Genomic DNA, 18,722 nt, shown 5'->3' on the forward strand with positions numbered 1-18,722 from the left:
TTTTATTGTGGTTACATGGTTTATATTAAATGATTGTTGCTTTATGAAAGATAAAAAAGCCCTCCATTTATAATTTCTACTATGATCTTCGGTTCGTATTGCGTTCGAAGTGCTTCTTTTTCTACATGGTAAGATTCTGGTTTCGTTAAAAGATCTTCATAAAAGCTCTCTAAAAGATCTTGATCTTCTTTCCAGCGATTTTTTGCATCATCTGCCCAAGTATGATCATCTCGGTCGATCACTTCTTGTATTTTCGTTTCAAGTCTCTTAATCGCACTTTCTGGCTTAATAAAAGGAGTGAGTGTGTAACAAAAATCAGGAATCCTTTTCGTTAATAAAAGCTTCTGAAGACGATTGTGAAACTGGTCTTCTATCGTGCCGTTTATGAGCTGGATGCCATACGATAGCACTTGATCCTTCTTCTGATCACATTGATAGGTAACTTTCACATTTAAACATAGCCAGGGTTGAAGAGGAACTTGTGCACCTTGATGCGGAACAGATTCGTATAACCGGATAAAGGAAGCCAGTTTCTTTGTAGATGCAAATATTTGATGAAGACGGGGAGAGCCAAAATGAATAAACTCTCCTTTACCATCTGGTGACTGCTGCTGGCCTGTGACCAGTGTTAATGTCATGGGATTAGGTGTCCCGCCGGTTTTTTCAAGGTAGTGCCAATAGAATGGACGATTCATTAGTACTTTGTCCAGCTCAGTCGTTAATTGAACTTTCATATAACTGAAATTTTTCTCTAGAATCCGGCATTCGTTAGCATCAAAATACCTTTCAAGAAATCGATGTATCTCGTGCTGCTGCATGCTCTTCCCATCCTTTCTGCTTTATTCCTCCATCTAGATTGATAAGGGAAGCAAGGTTATCCATCTTTATCCTGATTTCGCCTTCACTGTCTGAAGTGTTCAAGATATCAGAAATATGGCGCTCAATATTTTTAATTTCAAATTTCGTCAAGATCTCATCCAGTTCCCCAATGACACTCTCAAACAAATTAATCTTGTTGTAAAGCAGGTTTAAGATATGTTCTTCAATTGTGTTCTGCGTTGCAAAATTATAGATGTGAACATCTCCCTGCTGGCCAATTCTATGGATCCGGCCGATACGCTGTTCAATCCTCATCGGGTTCCAGGGCAGATCATAGTTTATAATGTGCTGGCAAAATTGAAGGTTTATTCCTTCGCCTCCAGCTTCAGTAGCGATTAAAACTTGAGCACGTGTCTTAAATAGATGAGTCATCCAGTCTTTCTTGCTTCGTTTAAAGCCGCCTCTAAAAGGAACTGAAGAGATGCCGTGCTGCTGGAGAAACCATTGTAGATATAATTGGGTTGCACGATATTCAGTAAAGATAATAACTTTTGAGTTGATGGACTGAATAAGCTCAAGCGCTTTTAATGCTTTTGAGTTTTGATCCACCAATTCAATTTTCTTCATCAGTTCAACGATGCGGTTTTCCATCAACGTTGATGGAACATCTTTTTGAAGCATATTTTTAAGTGTTAAAAATACAGCTTCTCTGGAACTGCAGGCTTCACGCTGCAAAGTAACAACAGAGAACTTGCTTCTGTCAAAGTAGGATTCTCTTTTAAGTTTTGATATTTCATCATAAAGGTCCCGCTCTGTTTTTGATAATGTTATAGGGATCGTTTTTACTAACCGTTTTGGCCATTTTAAGCCAGTTTCTTCTCTTCTGTTTCTAACCATTACTTTATTGACCAGTTGCTTTAATTTTTCTTCGTTTTTCAAGGAATACTTATCTTCTTTAAAGTCTTTATCAAAATTTTCTCTATTGCCAAGATGCCCCGGCTTTAGCAGAGAAACAAGATTGAAGATTTCCTCAACTCTATTCTGTACTGGAGTAGCGGTTAACAATAAGCAAAACTTCTTCTTCAGAAGCTGTACAAATTCATAGTTTTTCGTTTTCTTATTCTTCAATTTATGAGCTTCATCGATAATGATGAGATCGTATTCCTGATTCAAAACAATATCGCGGTGCGGTGCGCGTTTTGCAGTATCGATCGATGAAACGACAACATCACATTGCTCCCAAACATATGCTTTCTTTTGAGCAATCGCAGGTATAAAGAATTTTTGATTAAGCTCATTCGTCCACTGAATAACTAAAGAAGCTGGTACTAGGATCAAAATTTTCTTCGCTAGGCGACGAATCATGTATTCTTTTAAAATTAATCCAGCTTCAATCGTTTTTCCTAAACCGACTTCATCTGCTAGGATCGCTTTGCCGTTCATTTGTTCAATAACGGTTGTTGCAACGTCCAGCTGATGAGGCAGAAATGTCATCTGTGGGAGATGAGCTGGAGCTTGCAGCCCCAAAAACTCAGGTATTGCAAGATGGTGTTCGGCCTCAAGTGCCAAGTTGTACAACTCCCAGTTGGCCCATGGTCCATCTTCTTCCACGCGCTTTAAAAAGTCTTCATGCCATTCTCGCTGAAACTGAACGTCGATTTTCATACCGGATTTCCTTTCCATAAAAAAGTTCATTGCCATTCCATTTATAAAAATGATAGGATAATAATGTAGTAAACATAGTAATAGTATGTGCGACCTTGGACAATAACATACTCGCGAATGAAAGTAAGAGGAGAGACTGCGTAAGCGGCGCCGAAGGAGCAAACAATTGTGAAACTCTCAGGCAAAAAGACTCTTGCTAGACGCATCTCTGGAGAGAGCTTTTAAATAGATGAAAGCCACCAACGAAGAAACTCATGGAATATTATGAGAAACTTACCGGTTGCAGGACAGAGGATTCCTATTTTTAAGGGGTCTCTCTGTCCTTTTTTTGTCCAAAATTAATTGAAAATTTTAAAGTATGAAAAAGGAGGAATTCACATGGCTACATTGTTGCGCACACCGTTATTTAACACATATAAAGAACACGGTGGAAAAGTTATTGATTTCGGCGGCTGGGAATTGCCAGTTCAGTTTTCAAGTATTAAAGAGGAACATGAGGCTGTACGTACTCAAGCAGGTTTATTTGATGTTTCTCACATGGGTGAGTTCGAAGTGAAAGGACCAAATGCACTATCATTCTTGCAATATACAATGACGAATGATGTTTCTAAACTTCAAAACGGACAAGCTCAATATACGGCGATGTGCTATGAAAACGGCGGAACTGTAGATGATCTCTTGATCTATAAAAGAGATGAAAATGACTATTTGCTAGTTGTGAATGCCTCAAATATAGAAAAAGACTTCGAATGGCTGAACAGCCACAAAACAGAAGGTGTAGAGCTTGTTAACGTGTCACCTGAGTATGCTCAGCTTGCTATTCAAGGGCCAAAGGCTGAAATGATTCTTCAAAAGCTAACAGATACTGACCTTTCTGAAATCGGTTTCTTCCGTTTCAAAGAAGACGTATCGCTGGCTGGAATCCCTTCTTTAGTATCAAGAACAGGCTATACAGGTGAAGATGGATTCGAGATCTACTTAAAAACAGCTGATGCTGAAAAACTATGGAAATCTGTACTAGAAGCAGGAAGCGAAGATGGATTGCTCCCAGCTGGTCTAGGAGCACGTGACACGCTTCGTTTTGAGGCGAAACTTGCACTTTACGGGCAGGAGTTGACAAAAGATATCACGCCGATTGAAGCTGGTATTGGATTTGCAGTGAAGACAGATAAAGAAGCAGACTTTATCGGGAAAGAAGTGCTCACTGATCAAAAGAAGAACGGAGCACCTCGGAAGCTTGTTGGAATTGAGATGATCGATAAAGGTATTCCTCGTTCCCATTATGAAGTGTTTGCAGGTGATAAAAAAATCGGTGAAGTAACTACTGGCACGCAATCACCTTCCCTTAAGAAGAACCTGGGACTTGTCCTGATTGACAAGGAATACAGCGAACTTGGAACAGAAGTTGAAGTGCAAATACGCCAAAAACGCTTAAAAGCAAAAGTGGTAGCATCACCATTTTACAAACGTGGAAAATAAATCGTTCTAATAAGGAGGAGAAACAATGACGTTCCGTTACTTGCCGATGACAGATCAAGATAAAAAGGAAATGCTTGAGACGATTGGAATCGAAACTACAGAAGAACTTTTTAAAGATATCCCTGAAGAGGTACGTTTTAAAGGCCGCCTCGACATCGAAGAAGCATTACCAGAACCACAGCTTGTAAAAGAAATGGGAAGACTTGCAGCAATGAACAAGAACACGAAGGATTATGCTTCCTTTTTGGGTGCAGGTGTTTATGACCATTACACACCATCCATCGTTAACCATATGCTTTTACGTTCAGAGTTCTATACGGCATACACTCCTTATCAGCCGGAGATCTCCCAAGGGGAACTGCAGGCAATCTTTGAATTCCAGACAATGATCTGTGAATTAACTGGGATGGATGTAGCCAACTCATCTATGTATGATGGTGGAACTTCATTAGCTGAAGCTGGTTTATTATCAGCAGCACAAACACGAAGAAAGAAAATCGTCGTTTCAAAATCCGTGCATCCGGAATCAAGAGACGTTCTGAAAACCTATGCAAAAGGGCAGCACCTTGAAGTAGTGGAAGTAGATGCTGAAAACGGGATGACTTCATTAAACGGCTTGCGTTCTGCGGTTGATGAAGAAACAGCTTGTGTTATTGTTCAATATCCTAACTTCTTTGGTCAGATCGAGCCATTAAAAGAGATTGAAGAAATCATTCATGAAAATAAAGGGATGTTCGTCGTTTCATCTAATCCACTTGCATTAGGAGCTTTAACTCCTCCTGGTAAATTTGGCGCGGACATCGTTGTTGGAGATGCTCAGCCTTTTGGCATTGCTCAAGGTTTCGGTGGACCTCACTGTGGATACTTTGCTGTAACAAATAAGCTTATGCGTAAAGTGCCAGGAAGATTGGTGGGTCAGACTGTTGACGAAGACGGCAAGCGTGGATTTGTATTGACTCTTCAAGCGAGAGAACAGCACATCAGACGTGATAAAGCAACAAGTAACATATGTTCAAACCAGGCTCTAAATGCACTGGCTGCATCCATTGCAATGACTGCTCTCGGGAAAAAAGGCGTTAAGGAAGTTGCGCACCAAAATATTCAAAAAGCTCACTATGCGAAGAAAGTACTTGAAGACAAAGGTTTGAAAACCGCATTTACAGGACCATTTTTCAATGAATTCGTTATCGAACTTAAATGTACTGCCAAGGAAGTAAACCAAAAGTTATTAGAATCCGGTATTATCGGAGGATACGATCTTGGTCTTTCTTACACTGAATTAAAAAATCATATGCTTATCGCGGTAACTGAGATGAGAACAAAAGAAGAAATCGATCAGCTTGCAAATGTATTGGAGGGGTTGTCATGCGTACAGAACATCAGTCACTAATTTTTGAATTATCAAAGCCGGGCCGAGTTGGCTATAGTATTCCGGAACTTGATGTACCAGAAGTAAATGTAGAATCGATGATTCCTTCCGATTATTTGCGTTCAGAAGAACCGGAACTTCCTGAGGTTTCTGAACTGCAGATCGTCCGTCACTACACGGCATTATCAAATCGTAACCATGGCGTGGATTCTGGTTTTTATCCATTAGGATCTTGTACGATGAAATACAACCCTAAAATCAACGAGGATGTTGCCCGCTTCCCTGGATTTGCTCATATTCACCCGCTTCAAGAAGAGGAAACAGTACAAGGTGCAATGGAAATGATGTACCGTCTGCAAACTTCTTTAGCTGAAATTACGGGCATGGATGAAGTAACATTACAGCCTGCTGCTGGAGCTCATGGTGAGTGGACTGGGCTTATGATGATTCGTGCATATCACGAAGCAAATGGTGACTTTAACCGTACAAAGGTAATCGTACCTGACTCTGCCCACGGTACAAACCCTGCATCTGCAACAGTTGCTGGATTTGAATCGATCACAGTAAAATCAGACGAGCGCGGTCTTGTTGATTTAGAAGATTTGAAACGTGTTGTGGATCAAGACGTAGCAGCATTGATGTTAACGAATCCAAACACTCTTGGCCTTTTTGAAGAGCATATTTTAGAAATGGCGAAAATCATTCACGAAGCTGGCGGAAAGCTTTATTATGACGGAGCAAACGCAAACGCTATCTTAGGTTTTGCTAGACCTGGAGATATGGGCTTTGATGTAGTTCATCTTAACTTGCATAAAACATTTACTGGACCGCATGGAGGCGGAGGCCCTGGTTCTGGTCCTGTGGGTGTAAAAGCCGATCTTATACCGTTCTTGCCGAAACCAGTTCTGGTAAAAGAAAACGATGTATATAAGTTTGAATACAACAGACCGCAATCGATTGGGCGTGTGAAGCCGTTTTACGGAAACTTCGGAATCAATGTTCGTGCATTTACGTACATCATGACAATGGGTCCAGATGGTCTGCATCAAGTTTCCGAGAATGCTGTTCTGAACGCTAACTATATGATGCGCCGATTAGAGCCGCATTTTGATCTCCCTTTTACACAGCACTGTAAGCATGAGTTTGTATTGTCGGGTCGCCGTCAGAAAAAACTTGGTGTAAGAACACTTGATATTGCAAAACGCTTGCTTGACTTTGGCTACCACCCGCCAACGATCTATTTCCCTCTTAGCGTAGAAGAGGCAATTATGATCGAGCCGACCGAAACGGAATCTAAAGAAACCCTTGATGAATTCATTGAAAAAATGATTCAAATCGCAAAAGAAGCTGAAGAAACTCCAGAATTGGTGCAAGAAGCACCTCATACAACAGTTGTTAAACGACTGGATGAAGCAACTGCAGCGAGAAAGCCGATTCTAAAATACAGCAAACAAGTATAAGCGACCAAATAAAGAAGCAGCCTTTAATGGGCTGCTTTGTTTTTTTTAATTTGATTTTACACGGCCAGTCCATTTACGAAAGCCGCCTTGCAGATGATGCAGGTTGCCGTATTTCTTCTTCTTTAAGAAGTTCGCGGCACGAGCGCTTCTAAATCCACTCTCGCAGTATAGGTATACTGGCTGATCGTTTCTAACTTCCTTTAATCGCTGTCTCATTTGAGACAACGGAATATTTCTAGCTCCAAGAATGTGGCCTTTTTTAAATTCTTCTGGTTCCCTTACATCAATTAGCTGAGCTTTACGATAACCAGCTTTAAACTCTTCTTCGTTGAGAGTTTTTAAAAATTTTTTTTGGTAAAGGCCCATCGTAACAACGTAAGCAAGTATTGCTACAACAATAACGATTAAAACAATCCATCCCATAATGCTTGCACTCCTTTAAACAATCTACCCCAATTATAGCGGTGCTGGACACGATAGGCAAAGAAAATAATAGGATTTAAGCGATTGTTTTTGACACGATCACCGAATTTGGTACACTAGTTACGATAGAATTGCAGGGAGACGAAAACATGGAAAAAGAAAATTGGTATTACATTGACTCAGGTAACTGTGAACCAGCCATTAATATGGCAATGGATGAAGCTTTATTAACGTGGCATAGCGAAGCGAAAATCCCGCCTGTAATCCGTTTTTACGGCTGGGATCCAGCAACATTGTCCATTGGATATTTTCAAAAAGTAGAAAAAGAGATTAATCTTGAAGCTGTAAAAAAATACAATTTAGGTTTTGTTAGACGGCCAACAGGCGGTCGAGGGGTTCTTCATGATCAGGAGCTGACATACAGTGTGATCGTTTCTGAAGATCATAAGGCGATGCCTCAATCTGTTACAGAGGCTTATAGAGTAATCTCTGAAGGCATTAAAGAAGGTTTCCAAGGACTAGGACTAGATGCATACTTTGCGGTTCCAAAAACAGATGAAGAACGTGAGGGCTTAAAAAATCCCCGTTCAGCCGTTTGTTTTGATGCACCTTCCTGGTATGAACTAGTTGTTGAAGGAAGAAAAGTGGCCGGAAGCGCTCAAACCAGACAGAAAGGCGTCATTCTTCAGCATGGTTCTATTTTATTAGATCTAGATGAGGATAAACTCTTTGATTTATTTAAGTACTCCAGCGACCGTCTGCGAGTAAGAATGCAGGATGCCTTTAAGAAAAAGGCAGTAGCCATTAATGAGCTGCTAGATTCACCTGTAACGATTAATGATGCAAAAACAGCCTTCAAAAAAGGATTTGAAGATGGTTTGAATATTAATCTCATACCCTATACGTTAACTGAAGATCAATGGGCTGAAGTAGAACGTATTGCAGATACAAGATATCGGAATGACGAATGGACTTTTAGAAGATAAAAACAGAAAATCGAAACCTCAAATGAGGTCTCGATTTTTTCTTTTGGGAAAAGAAGTAAACAAAAGGGAAGTCAAGATATTAATTTTTTTTGAGAAAAAGAAGGATTTTGAGAAAACCTTTGTCTTATATAGGGTTATAAAAATTCCAGATAATACAAATCTAGTATTTGGCCAAATAGTAACTAAAATCATATTAATTATTCTTTTCTCTTTAATATTCTAGTAATTACTCTTGATTTCAAGTTTGACAAGATTTTTTCTTTGACATGACGTTTACGTATATATAGTATAGGGGTAGAAGAAATACATACAAGATATAGATATTCATCGTGTGTGAGAATATGAAAAAGGAGGAGAAATATGGACGCAGTTGCCACTGTTAAAAAGGGTATCGACTACGAAGCTCTTAATCAAGATATAGCACAGTTTCCACAAGTACATCCCGTATCATCCACAATGAAAACGACGCATAAAGGTGTTTCACGACTGGTGATGCTTGATCGATACAGTTTTAAAGACACAGAAAAGAAAACACTCAAACCGGGTGATTTTGTTGTTTTAACGGTTAAAGAAGATCCGAAATTTCCGGCGAGAGGGCTTGGTTACATTCAATCAGTCAACTGGGACGATAAAAACGCAGTAGTCTTGGTTGAGGATGAATTCAAAGCAGTCCTTGAAAAACCGGAAGAAGCAGAAACAGGACTTATTACACGTTCACTCGATGTGATGGACAAGCCGCTGGAAGTATTCTACGAGCAGATTGCATTAAGGAATGCGACAGGGTTAGCATCAGTTGAAACAACAGAGGAAAAACGCCAGGAGTCGTTCGAGAGGTTCTATAAAGAACTTTCGGAAATGAACTTCGTACCGGCTGGTCGAGTTCTTTACGGTGCAGGGGCAGAAACGGATGTAACGTATTTTAACTGCTACGTGATGCCATATGTAAAAGATTCGCGTGAAGGAATCTCAGATCACCGCAAGCAAGTAATGGAGATCATGAGCCGAGGCGGCGGTGTTGGAACAAATGGTTCAACACTAAGACCAAAAAATGCACTGGCACGAGGCGTAAACGGTAAATCATCAGGATCAGTATCCTGGCTGGATGATATTGCGAAACTGACGCATTTGGTTGAGCAGGGCGGAAGTCGTTAACACCATGGCGACTTAATCTCGTGAACTGCTGGAACACCCTAAAGCTTTAGGAGCTACAACGTGGCTGGCAACGGCGAGCGTGAATGCTTAAAAATTCTAAAGATAGTACAATGGGCAATCAGCAGCGAAGCGTCTTTGGAAACAGAGATGAACGTTCAACGACTATTAAAAGTTCCTAAGGTTTAAATCCTAATAGCGGAGGTAAACGATGGAACGAGTAAACCATAATCATCGGCAACGAGGTTACGGGGCACGAGACAAGGAAGATATACTTCTTTGATGATATAGTCTGATCTTACATGAAAGTGTAAGAGGGTGGCAGAAATGTCCATCCCCTCATTATGAGAGTAACAAAAAGCGTGGGGCCCAGATGATCATGCTTGCGGACTGGCATCCTGACATTATTGACTTCATTATTTCTAAAATGCAAAACCCTCGTATTTTGCGATACTTGATTGAAAATACGAACGACGAGAAGATTAAGCAAGTCGCACAAGATAAGCTGAAATTCACACCGTTAACACCAGCTCAAAAAGCAATGTACGAAGGAATTCTGCGTTACAAAGATATTCCGGGAACAGGCGGTTTTGACTCTGATGTTTTACGCGATGCAGAAACGATGCTTCGCGACGGAGGTACTTACAGTGTTCATAATTCTGAGTTCCTTACAGGAGCTAATATCTCAGTTACGATAACGAAAGAATTCATGGAAGCTGTTGAGAACGATGGAGAATATATGCTCCGTTTCCCAAGTGTTGAAGCATATTCTCCTGAAGAGATGGAAGCTTACAACAATGAGTGGCATGAAATTGGAGATGTTCGTGTTTGGGAGGAAAAAGGTTACGGAATTCGCGTTTATAAGCGCATTAAAGCACGTGAACTTTGGAACTTGATCAACATTTGTGCAACATACTCTGCAGAACCTGGAATCTTCTTTATCGATAATGCCAATGACATGACGAACGCTACAGCCTATGGACAAAAAGTTGTAGCTACTAATCCATGTGGAGAACAACCACTTGCACCATTTTCTGTTTGTAATTTAGCTGCTGTGAACCTTGGAAATATGGCAGACAAAGAAAACAAAAAAGTCGACTTTGAAAAGTTGAAACAAACGGTTGAAGTCGGCGTACGTATGCAAGATAACGTTATTGACGCCACACCATATTTCTTAGAACCAAACCGTGTTCAGGCATTAGGCGAGCGACGTGTTGGACTTGGAGTAATGGGTCTTCACGATCTACTCATCTACTGTGAGACAGTTTACGGTTCTGAAGAAGGCAATAAACTTGTTGATAAAATTTTTGAGACAATTGCGGTTACTGCTTATAAAACTTCAATCGAGCTTGCTAAAGAAAAGGGAAGTTTCCCATTCTTAGAAGGTGAATCAGAAAAAGATACTAATGACCTTCGAAATCGATTTGTGGAAACAGGATATATGAAGAAACTTCCTGAAGATGTACGAAAAGATATTTTACAATATGGAATTCGCAACTCCCATTTGTTAACGGTGGCTCCTACAGGAAGCACCGGGACCATGGTTGGAGTCTCAACTGGCCTTGAACCTTACTTCTCATTCTCTTACTTCCGCAGCGGACGTCTCGGGAAGTTTATTGAAGTAAAAGCTGATATTGTAAAAGAATATCTCGATAATAATCCGGAAGCGAATGAAAACGAACTACCTGAATGGTTTGTTGCAGCGATGGAGCTTGCCCCAGAAGCACATGCGGATACACAATGTGTCATCCAGCGCTGGGTGGACAGCTCAATCTCCAAAACGGTAAATGCACCTAAAGGATATACTGTCGATCAAGTCCAGAAAGTTTATGAGCGTTTGTATAAAGGCGGCGCAAAAGGCGGAACTGTTTATGTTGATGGAAGCCGTGATGCGCAAGTTCTGACACTTAAAGCTGAAGAGACTTTTGAACAAACAGAGATCGATCTTGGAATGGAAGAAGAAAAGAAAAAAGTCGTTATTCTTGATACGATTACTGACCTTCGTTCAACCGATGTTACAATCGGCAACGAAGTAGGCAACACATGTCCTGTATGCCGAAAAGGAAAAGTAAAAGAGATCGGCGGCTGCAATACGTGTACAAACTGCAACGCACAATTAAAGTGCGGCCTATAAAGAAATGGGAGAAGGAACTGGAAATGGTTCCTTCTTTTTATATTTTCATATTCGGACATACTAACCTCATCATTTGTGAATTTTTGGGGGTATATAATATGGCCGGTGCTAATAAACCGTTTATGCCGCAGCTCATTTATTTTGAACCGCGTGCACTTGAATATCCGTTGGGGAAAGAGCTTTTCGATAAGTTCAGTAAGCTTGAAGTAGAAATAAGAGAAACAACGTCTCATAACCAAATACGTGATTTGCCTGGAGATAACGATTTTCAAAAATATAGAACAGCAAAATCAACGCTTGTTGTCGGTATTCGAAAAACTTTAAAATTTGATACGTCAAAACCGTCGGCAGAATACGCAATCCCGCTTGCAACTGGATGTATGGGACATTGTCATTATTGTTATCTGCAGACCACACTTGGCAGCAAGCCTTATTTAAGAACGTATGTAAATACAGACGAAATTTTTGCACAGGCTGAAAAGTATATGCGGGAGAGAGCACCAGAAGTTACGCGGTTTGAGGCGTCATGTACATCAGACATCGTTGGAATTGATCATCTTACCCACTCTCTGAAAAAAGCGATTGAATTTTTTGGTCAAACGGACTTAGGCAGACTTCGTTTCACAACAAAATATCATCATGTTGATCATTTACTGGACGCTAATCATCAAGGACGGACCAGGTTTCGATTTAGTATTAACTCACATTATGTGATCAAAAACTTTGAATTAGGGACAAGCCCGTTAGAGGAAAGAATTAATGCTGCCATAAAAGTAGCTGAAGCTGGATACCCATTAGGTTTTATTGTGGCACCGCTTTATCTTCATAAGGATTGGGAAGAGGGGTATAAAGAGCTTTTTGATATTTTAGAGGCTAAGCTCCCAAAACGTTTAACAAACGATTTAACTTTTGAACTGATTCAGCACCGCTTTACAAAACCGGCAAAAAGGGTAATCGAAAAAAATTATCCGAAAAGCAAGCTCGAAATGAACGAGGAAGAACGTAAATACAAGTGGGGCAAATATGGAATAGGCAAGTATGTGTATCAGGACGATCAAGCCACAAAGCTCCGAGAAACAGTAGAAAATTATATTAATACCATGTTTCCACAAGCGAGGATCGAGTATTTTACGTAATATTCAGGTAAAGGGTATTCCCTTGTCACTCAAACATTTCTATAGTATCCTTTTTATAGAGACCAATCGGTTTTAGTATAGGGAGGGAACATTTTGCCGCCAACCCCAAGTATGGAAGATTATATTGAACGCATCTATGCCCTAATAGAAGAGAAAGGATATGCAAGAGTATCAGACCTTGCAGAAAACCTTGAGGTGCATCCCTCTTCTGTAACCAAAATGATTCAAAAACTCGACAAAGGCAAGTATGTCGTTTATGAAAAATACAGAGGCTTTGTTTTAACGCCAAATGGAAAAAAACTAGGTAAGCGTTTAGTATACAGACATGAATTATTAGAAGAATTTTTGAAGGTAATCGGGGTAGATGAGGAAAACATCTTTCAAGATGTTGAAGGAATCGAGCACCACTTAAGCTGGAATGCTATTGATCGAATAGGAGATCTCGTGCAATTCTTTGAGGAAGACAAAGATCGCCTGAATGAATTAAGAGAAGTACAAGCGAAAAACGAAGAACAAGGACAATCATAAATTTTTATGGTTGTTTTTTATTTGTTTGTCATTTCAAAGTTTGATGATCTTGAAAGTGGTTGATTTCCGTTCCAGGCGCTCGCTTTCCGCGGGGAGTGCGGTGAGCCTTCTCGGCACTATGAGCCATTAGAAGTCTCACACCTTGCACTCCAATCAACTTGACAATGAAGGTAAAAATGAGTCAAAAGCAACAATCTTTTAGAGACTATCTTTTTATTTTGAAAAAATTGGTTATAAAGGACATCTTCTTGCGATTAGGATAGTAGTGGAGGAGATGGTCAATGCGAATAGACGGCGTGTTTTCAGGTGGAGGAATTAAAGCTCTTTCGCTGATCGGTGCGGTTGAGGCGGCAGAGAATAGAGGGCTTTCTTTTGAAAGGGTTGCGGGTACAAGTGCCGGTGCGTTAATGGCCGCTTTAGTAAAAGCAGGGTATAAAGCTGATGAGATGAAAAGTATAATTGATGGACTTGATTTTAAAAAGTTTTTAGACACGAGTAAGGTTCCCATACCGTTAATGAATTGGTTAAAGCTCTATTGGAAGCTAGGTCTGTTTAAAGGAGATTATTTAGAGAATTGGGTGGCAACGCTTCTTGCAAACCGGGGAATCGTAACGTTTGCTGATATTCCATATGGAAGTTTAAAGATTATCGCTTCAGATATAACCCGGGGAAGACTTATTGTCCTTCCGGATGATCTTGAGGAATACGGTTTGCTTCCAGAGCGATTCCCGATAGCCAGGGCTGTTCGGATGAGTTGCAGCCTTCCCTACTTTTTTTATCCGATTAAGCTGTTTAATCGAGTAGGACAAAAAAGTTATATTGTGGATGGCGGTGTATTGAGTAATTTTCCGATGTGGCTTTTTCAAAGGAAAGACCGGGTACCGATACGTCCGGTTTTAGGATTTCAGCTTAGTTCCTATATCAATGATCATATTCCGACACACCAGGTAAAAAATGCAGTACAGCTTTTTAAAGCATTGTTTGAAACGATGATGCAAGCACATGATAATCGTTATATTGATACCCACGATGCAAGAGATATTATATTTATGCCAGTTAAGCATGTATCTGTTATCGATTTTCAGTTGTCTGCTGAAGCGAAAAATGAACTTTATCAGTTTGGATATGATAGGGCAGAGCACTTTCTGCAGAGCTGGATCGCAGGTAAATCATATCCGCATCCAGCATACAAAAATCGAGCCTGATCCTTAAAAGGAGGCTCGATTTTTTTTCTTGTTCTTTTTCCCTTCAATAACAGTTAAGTGATGCTCTCTTGACCGTTTTTTCTGAGCTGTACTCTTAACTTTCTTGTTTGAAAATAACGGTGAGGCTTTTGAAGGCTTCTGGTTGGAACCATACCGTTTTTTTGATTGTTTTACTGCTTTTCTATATTTGCCGTTTACTCCTGATGAAGTTCTGCGAAATATAAAGTAAAAAACGGCGACCACTGCTGCTCCGATCAGAAGGGTTGTAAATAGTTGGCGAGGTGAAGTGATCAGTTGATATAGGATTCCTACAACAGCCAGTGAAATGACAAACCAAATGATAGGATGCAATCTTCTGCTATTCTGTTGCAACAGGTTCACCTCCTTAAAATTAAACGATTTGATTTTGTTGTTTCTCACTCTCATAGGATGCGTCACGTTTAAGCATTTCATTAAAAGATAGTATAGAAACTTCTAATTGTTTTTCGTCAGGTTCTTTTGTTGTCAGTAATTGCAGCCAAAGTCCCGGATATCCTAAATAACGAAGTACAGGAACGTCTCTTAATTTGTTGGTCAGCTGTAATACTTCAAAAGATACCCCTAAAACGACAGGAATAAGCGCAAGTCTGGATAAAATTCTTTGCCAAAGTACGTTAGAAGGTACAAAATAATAGATCACCATTCCAACAAGTACTGTAAATAGGATAAAACTGCTGCCGCAGCGGTAATGAAGCCGTGAATGCCGTTTAACATTTTCAACAGTCAGTTCATCTCCAGCTTCAAATGCATTAATTACTTTGTGCTCGGCCCCGTGATACATAAACACCCTCTTAATAGCGGGGGTCAATGAAACAAAATAAATGTAGCTTAATAAGAAGATAAATTTAAACAAACCTTCTAAAAGATTTTGCCCAAGATGTCCTGGCACAATGAACCGAAATGCTTCTGCCAGGAACACAGGAACAAGTGTAAATACAAATTTTCCGAACAGAAATGATAGGACACCAATTATCGCCAGACTAAAGAAAAAAGTTAACTTCGAAGGTTTTTCCTCTTCTTCATCTGCCTGTTCTTCACCAGGATTAACCCCGAATCGTTCAGCGGAAAAATTCAGATGCTGAGTGCCGTTCATACTTGCTTCTATAATAGCGATAAAGCCTCTTACAAAAGGAATCTTTTTAAGCATTGCTAATACAGGTGCGGGTTTCTTTTTAAGTTCAAAATACTCAATAGAATCATCGTTTCTTCTAATTGCCGTGACATATGTGTGTCTTCCGGCAAACATAACCCCTTCTAGTACAGCTTGACCGCCGTACACGGGCTTTTTCTCTTTTGTCATGTTGGACCCCCAGCCTAAAATTTTGTAGGTACTTTCTATTCTACAGTAAAGCTGGATATTCCTCCAGAAGGTATGATTTATTTGTATTTTTCCCATTTTATACATATTTTACACGGTTTATGAATGAATAAGCTCAATAGAGTTTGACGTGTTATTTTATGGACATACTATAGTGTGTTGGAGGTGTTCGTTTATGGACGAAAAACAATTAGAGCAGAACAAACAAGAATCTCAATCTTCTTTTATGAGCCGAGTTGTGGGAGTAGGTTTTTTTGGAGGATTGATTTGGGCTATTTTTGGATTCATTGCATATTATTTAAATTTTTCTAAGGTAGGTCCTGCTCTAGTATTAGCACCATGGGCATTAGGAAAATGGAAATCTCAATGGATCGGACAGCTGATCAGTATAGTAATTATTGCGTTGCTCTCTATTTTAGTGGCGATCGGGTATCGTTACGCATTTGCGAAAATTAAATCCATGTGGGGTGGAATTGTCTTTGGAGCTGCATTATGGGGCATCGTGTTTTATTTGCTCCATCCGATCTTTCCCGGATTGGAGCCAATGAATACAATCGGTAAGAATACAATCACAACAACACTCTGTATATATATATTATATGGTGTTTTTATAGGGTATTCTATTTCATTTGAATATAGAGAACGATATGGTGAGGCCCAGGAAAAGAAACAGCCTGCACAAAGTTCCTAACTATCCAAAAGATCAAACGCTATGATAGAATGTTGTAAGAACATTCTATTTTTTTTGGTGTAAAGGCGAGGTGGCGTTTGTGGACTATAAAAAGTCTATTCTTGTTATTAACGGTCCTAACTTAAATCGCTTAGGAAAACGGGAACCAGGAATCTATGGTGCGAAAACATTAGAAGACCTTCAATCAGAACTGGAAAGAACAGCATCAGAGCTTTCCTTTCATGTCTCATTTTATCAAAGTAATTCAGAGGGAGAAATTATTGACTGCATTCATGAATCATCCGGTAAGCATGAGGGAATCGTTTTAAACGCAGGGGCTTATACTCATTATAGTTATGCGATTAGAGATGCAATTGCCAGTGTGGATGTCCCTGTAATTGAAGTTCATTTATCAAACGTTCATGCCAGGGAGGAATTTCGCCGTGAATCTGTAATTGCTCCTGTTACGATAGGACAAATCTCAGGCTTTGGATTCGATAGTTATAAACTTGCGCTTCAGGCTTTTAGCAATCATGTTAAATTGGGGGAATGAAAATGGATCGTGTAGAAAGAGCAAGACAATTATTTGAGAACTTCGATATTGATGCATTACTCGTGACTTCTTCTTCAAATCGATTCTATTTAAGCGGATTTAAAGGAAGTTCAGGAGTTCTTCTTATTACAAAAAACGCCGCTGTTTTGGTAACGGACTTTAGATATAAGACACAGGCCGCAGAACAAGCAAAAGGTTACCGCGTAGTTATGCACACTGCACCTATTCCTGAAGAGGTTGCTAAATTAGCAAAAGATTTATCTATTAAAAAACTAGGATTTGAACAAGATGATGTTACTTTCTCTACATATCGTACATATGATAGCCAGTTAAATGAAGCGGAAACAAAGCTCGTGCCTGTTACAGGTCTAGTGGAAAAGTTGCGCTTGATAAAGGATGAATCAGAGATTAAGATAGTAAAGGATGCCGCGTCTATTGCAGATGCCGCTTTTTCACATATTATCGAGTTTATACGCCCTGGTTTGACTGAAAGGGAAGTTTCAAATGAACTCGAGTTTTTCATGAGAAAAAACGGAGCGATCTCTTCATCATTTGATATTATAGTCGCTTCGGGTTATCGTTCAGCTCTGCCTCATGGTGTAGCATCAGATAAAACGATCGAGACTGGTGAATTAGTAACTTTGGATTTTGGTGCATACTACAAAGGTTATTGTTCTGATATTACACGTACAGTGGCCATCGGCAATGTCTCAGATGAACTAAAAGAAATTTATCAAGTTGTATATGATGCACAAATGCTAGGCATGAAAGGTATTAAACCAGGAATGACTGGTAAAGAAGCAGACGCGTTAACAAGAGATTATATAGCTTCTAAAGGTTATGGAGATTATTTTGGACATTCGACAGGCCATGGAATCGGGTTAGATGTTCACGAAGGCCCTGCTCTGTCAGTTAAATCTGATACACTCTTAGAACCAGGCATGCTTGTAACAGTGGAACCTGGCATCTACATTTCAGGTCTTGGTGGAGTGCGAATTGAAGACGATGCCCTCATAACAAAAGATGGTAATGAATCACTTACCCACTCTCCAAAGTCTCTTATAACGATAAGTTAATTATTCAGGAGGAAAAAACATGATTTCAGTAAACGATTTTAAAACAGGCTTAACCATTGAAGTTGACGGAGGAATTTGGCAGGTACTAGAATTCCAGCACGTAAAACCAGGAAAAGGTGCAGCTTTCGTACGTTCAAAATTGCGCAACTTGCGTACTGGCGGAATACAGGAAAAAACGTTCCGTGGCGGAGAGAAAGTATCTAAAGCACACATTGAAAATCGTAAAATGCAATACCTGTATGCTTCAGGTGACACTCACACATTCATGGACAATGAATCTTACGAACAGATCGAACTTCTTTCATCCCAGATTGAATACGAACTAAAATACTTGCTAGAGAACATGACTGTTCATATCATGACTTACCAAGGTGAAACAATCGGTGTTGAGCTTCCGAACACGGTTGAATTAGTAGTAGCTGAAACAGAGCCTGGAATTAAAGGTGATACGGCTTCAGGCGGTACAAAGCCAGCTACTCTTGAAACTGGTTTGATTGTACAAGTTCCTTTCTTCGTTAACCAAGGAGACAAACTTGTGATCGATACTAGAAATGGAGCTTACGTTTCACGCGCATAAAAAATTAGATTTGAAAGTCTTATTCCGTTACGGAATAAGGCTTTTTTTATTGAAATAGATGTCGAAGTTTGACGAAAGACCTAATTATTCACTTTTAGACTTAATGTTCATGCTATCAGACCTAATTCTTTTTCAC

17 protein-coding genes, 2 pseudogenes and 1 riboswitch are annotated in these 18,722 nt (G+C 39.8%); of the genes and pseudogenes, 14 read left to right on the plus strand and 5 right to left on the minus strand.

Annotation, left to right across the window (positions count from 1 at the left end; translation table 11 throughout):
- Window positions 1-41 precede the first annotated feature (41 nt).
- Complete coding sequence (locus EV282_RS07235; RefSeq protein ID WP_130294985.1) at window positions 42-818, minus strand: YqhG family protein; 777 nt, start codon at window positions 816-818, stop codon at window positions 42-44.
- On the minus strand, window positions 787-2,484 hold the full coding sequence (locus tag EV282_RS07240; protein ID WP_130294987.1) for a DEAD/DEAH box helicase: 1,698 nt from the start codon (window positions 2,482-2,484) through the stop codon (window positions 787-789). The genes EV282_RS07235 and EV282_RS07240 overlap by 32 nt, the downstream gene beginning before the upstream one ends.
- 117 nt (window positions 2,485-2,601) lie before the next feature.
- Window positions 2,602-2,687: riboswitch (glycine riboswitch) on the plus strand.
- A gap of 175 nt (window positions 2,688-2,862) precedes the next feature.
- On the opposite strand from EV282_RS07240, the gene gcvT reads away from it, so the two are divergent.
- Genes gcvT through gcvPB form a run of 3 tightly spaced genes read left to right on the plus strand, consistent with a single transcriptional unit; the run spans window position 2,863 to window position 6,792 of the window.
- Window positions 2,863-3,963: a glycine cleavage system aminomethyltransferase GcvT gene (gcvT, locus tag EV282_RS07245; RefSeq protein ID WP_130294988.1), complete on the plus strand. Its 1,101-nt coding sequence runs from the start codon at window positions 2,863-2,865 to the stop codon at window positions 3,961-3,963.
- A 25-nt stretch (window positions 3,964-3,988) separates the two neighbouring features.
- On the plus strand, window positions 3,989-5,353 hold the full coding sequence (gene gcvPA / locus EV282_RS07250) for an aminomethyl-transferring glycine dehydrogenase subunit GcvPA (RefSeq protein ID WP_130294990.1): 1,365 nt from the start codon (window positions 3,989-3,991) through the stop codon (window positions 5,351-5,353).
- Entirely contained in the window at window positions 5,329-6,792 is a 1,464-nt protein-coding gene (gcvPB, locus tag EV282_RS07255) for an aminomethyl-transferring glycine dehydrogenase subunit GcvPB (protein ID WP_130294992.1), read from the plus strand. The genes gcvPA and gcvPB overlap by 25 nt, the downstream gene beginning before the upstream one ends.
- Before the next feature lie 45 nt (window positions 6,793-6,837).
- On the opposite strand, the gene EV282_RS07260 is transcribed toward gcvPB, so the two are convergent.
- On the minus strand, window positions 6,838-7,215 hold the full coding sequence (locus tag EV282_RS07260) for a rhodanese-like domain-containing protein (RefSeq protein ID WP_130294994.1): 378 nt from the start codon (window positions 7,213-7,215) through the stop codon (window positions 6,838-6,840).
- 149 nt (window positions 7,216-7,364) lie between these two features.
- On the opposite strand from EV282_RS07260, the gene EV282_RS07265 reads away from it, so the two are divergent.
- The 7 genes and pseudogenes from EV282_RS07265 to EV282_RS07290 all read left to right on the plus strand — a co-directional run bounded on the left by EV282_RS07265 (window position 7,365) and on the right by EV282_RS07290 (window position 14,353).
- Window positions 7,365-8,201, plus strand: a complete 837-nt coding sequence (locus EV282_RS07265) for a lipoate--protein ligase family protein (RefSeq protein ID WP_130294996.1) — start codon at window positions 7,365-7,367, stop codon at window positions 8,199-8,201.
- A 360-nt stretch (window positions 8,202-8,561) separates the two neighbouring features.
- Window positions 8,562-9,404, plus strand: a pseudogene (locus tag EV282_RS07270) (ribonucleotide reductase N-terminal alpha domain-containing protein); the annotation flags it as partial.
- Window positions 9,405-9,413: 9 nt separating this feature from the next.
- Window positions 9,414-9,539 carry a hypothetical protein gene (locus tag EV282_RS20560; protein WP_278043765.1) on the plus strand — a complete coding sequence of 42 codons (126 nt, stop codon included), beginning with the start codon at window positions 9,414-9,416 and terminating at the stop codon, window positions 9,537-9,539.
- A 172-nt stretch (window positions 9,540-9,711) separates the two neighbouring features.
- Window positions 9,712-11,484 (plus strand): annotated as a pseudogene (locus EV282_RS07275) (vitamin B12-dependent ribonucleotide reductase); the annotation flags it as partial.
- A gap of 98 nt (window positions 11,485-11,582) precedes the next feature.
- Window positions 11,583-12,620 (plus strand): spore photoproduct lyase, encoded by a 1,038-nt coding sequence (gene splB, locus EV282_RS07280; RefSeq protein WP_130295002.1) that lies wholly within the window; start codon window positions 11,583-11,585, stop codon window positions 12,618-12,620.
- A 111-nt stretch (window positions 12,621-12,731) separates the two neighbouring features.
- Window positions 12,732-13,148, plus strand: coding sequence for a transcriptional regulator MntR (gene mntR / locus EV282_RS07285; protein WP_066294827.1), 417 nt, complete (start codon window positions 12,732-12,734; stop codon window positions 13,146-13,148).
- A gap of 281 nt (window positions 13,149-13,429) precedes the next feature.
- Window positions 13,430-14,353, plus strand: a complete 924-nt coding sequence (locus tag EV282_RS07290; protein WP_130295004.1) for a patatin-like phospholipase family protein — start codon at window positions 13,430-13,432, stop codon at window positions 14,351-14,353.
- A gap of 3 nt (window positions 14,354-14,356) precedes the next feature.
- Here the strand turns inward: EV282_RS07290 and EV282_RS07295 are convergent, their stop codons facing one another.
- Both EV282_RS07295 and EV282_RS07300 read right to left on the minus strand, forming a co-directional pair.
- Complete coding sequence (locus EV282_RS07295; protein WP_130295006.1) at window positions 14,357-14,725, minus strand: SA1362 family protein; 369 nt, start codon at window positions 14,723-14,725, stop codon at window positions 14,357-14,359.
- A gap of 19 nt (window positions 14,726-14,744) precedes the next feature.
- The gene (locus EV282_RS07300; protein WP_130295008.1) at window positions 14,745-15,692 is read right to left on the minus strand and encodes a DUF1385 domain-containing protein; all 948 of its coding nucleotides are present in this window, start codon (window positions 15,690-15,692) and stop codon (window positions 14,745-14,747) included.
- Window positions 15,693-15,885: 193 nt separating this feature from the next.
- Here EV282_RS07300 and EV282_RS07305 point away from each other — a divergent pair, with 193 nt between their 5' ends.
- The 4 genes from EV282_RS07305 to efp all read left to right on the plus strand — a co-directional run bounded on the left by EV282_RS07305 (window position 15,886) and on the right by efp (window position 18,586).
- Window positions 15,886-16,401 (plus strand): YqhR family membrane protein, encoded by a 516-nt coding sequence (locus EV282_RS07305; protein ID WP_130295010.1) that lies wholly within the window; start codon window positions 15,886-15,888, stop codon window positions 16,399-16,401.
- Between the two features lie 79 nt (window positions 16,402-16,480).
- The gene (gene aroQ, locus EV282_RS07310; protein ID WP_130295012.1) at window positions 16,481-16,933 is read left to right on the plus strand and encodes a type II 3-dehydroquinate dehydratase; all 453 of its coding nucleotides are present in this window, start codon (window positions 16,481-16,483) and stop codon (window positions 16,931-16,933) included.
- Between the two features lie 2 nt (window positions 16,934-16,935).
- A complete protein-coding gene (locus EV282_RS07315; RefSeq protein WP_130295014.1) occupies window positions 16,936-18,009 on the plus strand; it encodes a M24 family metallopeptidase in 1,074 nt (357 codons plus the stop codon).
- 19 nt (window positions 18,010-18,028) lie between these two features.
- Window positions 18,029-18,586: an elongation factor P gene (gene efp, locus EV282_RS07320; protein WP_130295016.1), complete on the plus strand. Its 558-nt coding sequence runs from the start codon at window positions 18,029-18,031 to the stop codon at window positions 18,584-18,586.
- Window positions 18,587-18,722: the final 136 nt, after the last annotated feature.

This window comes from Fictibacillus sp. BK138, from assembly GCF_004216955.1.
Taxonomy (GTDB): domain Bacteria; phylum Bacillota; class Bacilli; order Bacillales; family Fictibacillaceae; genus Fictibacillus.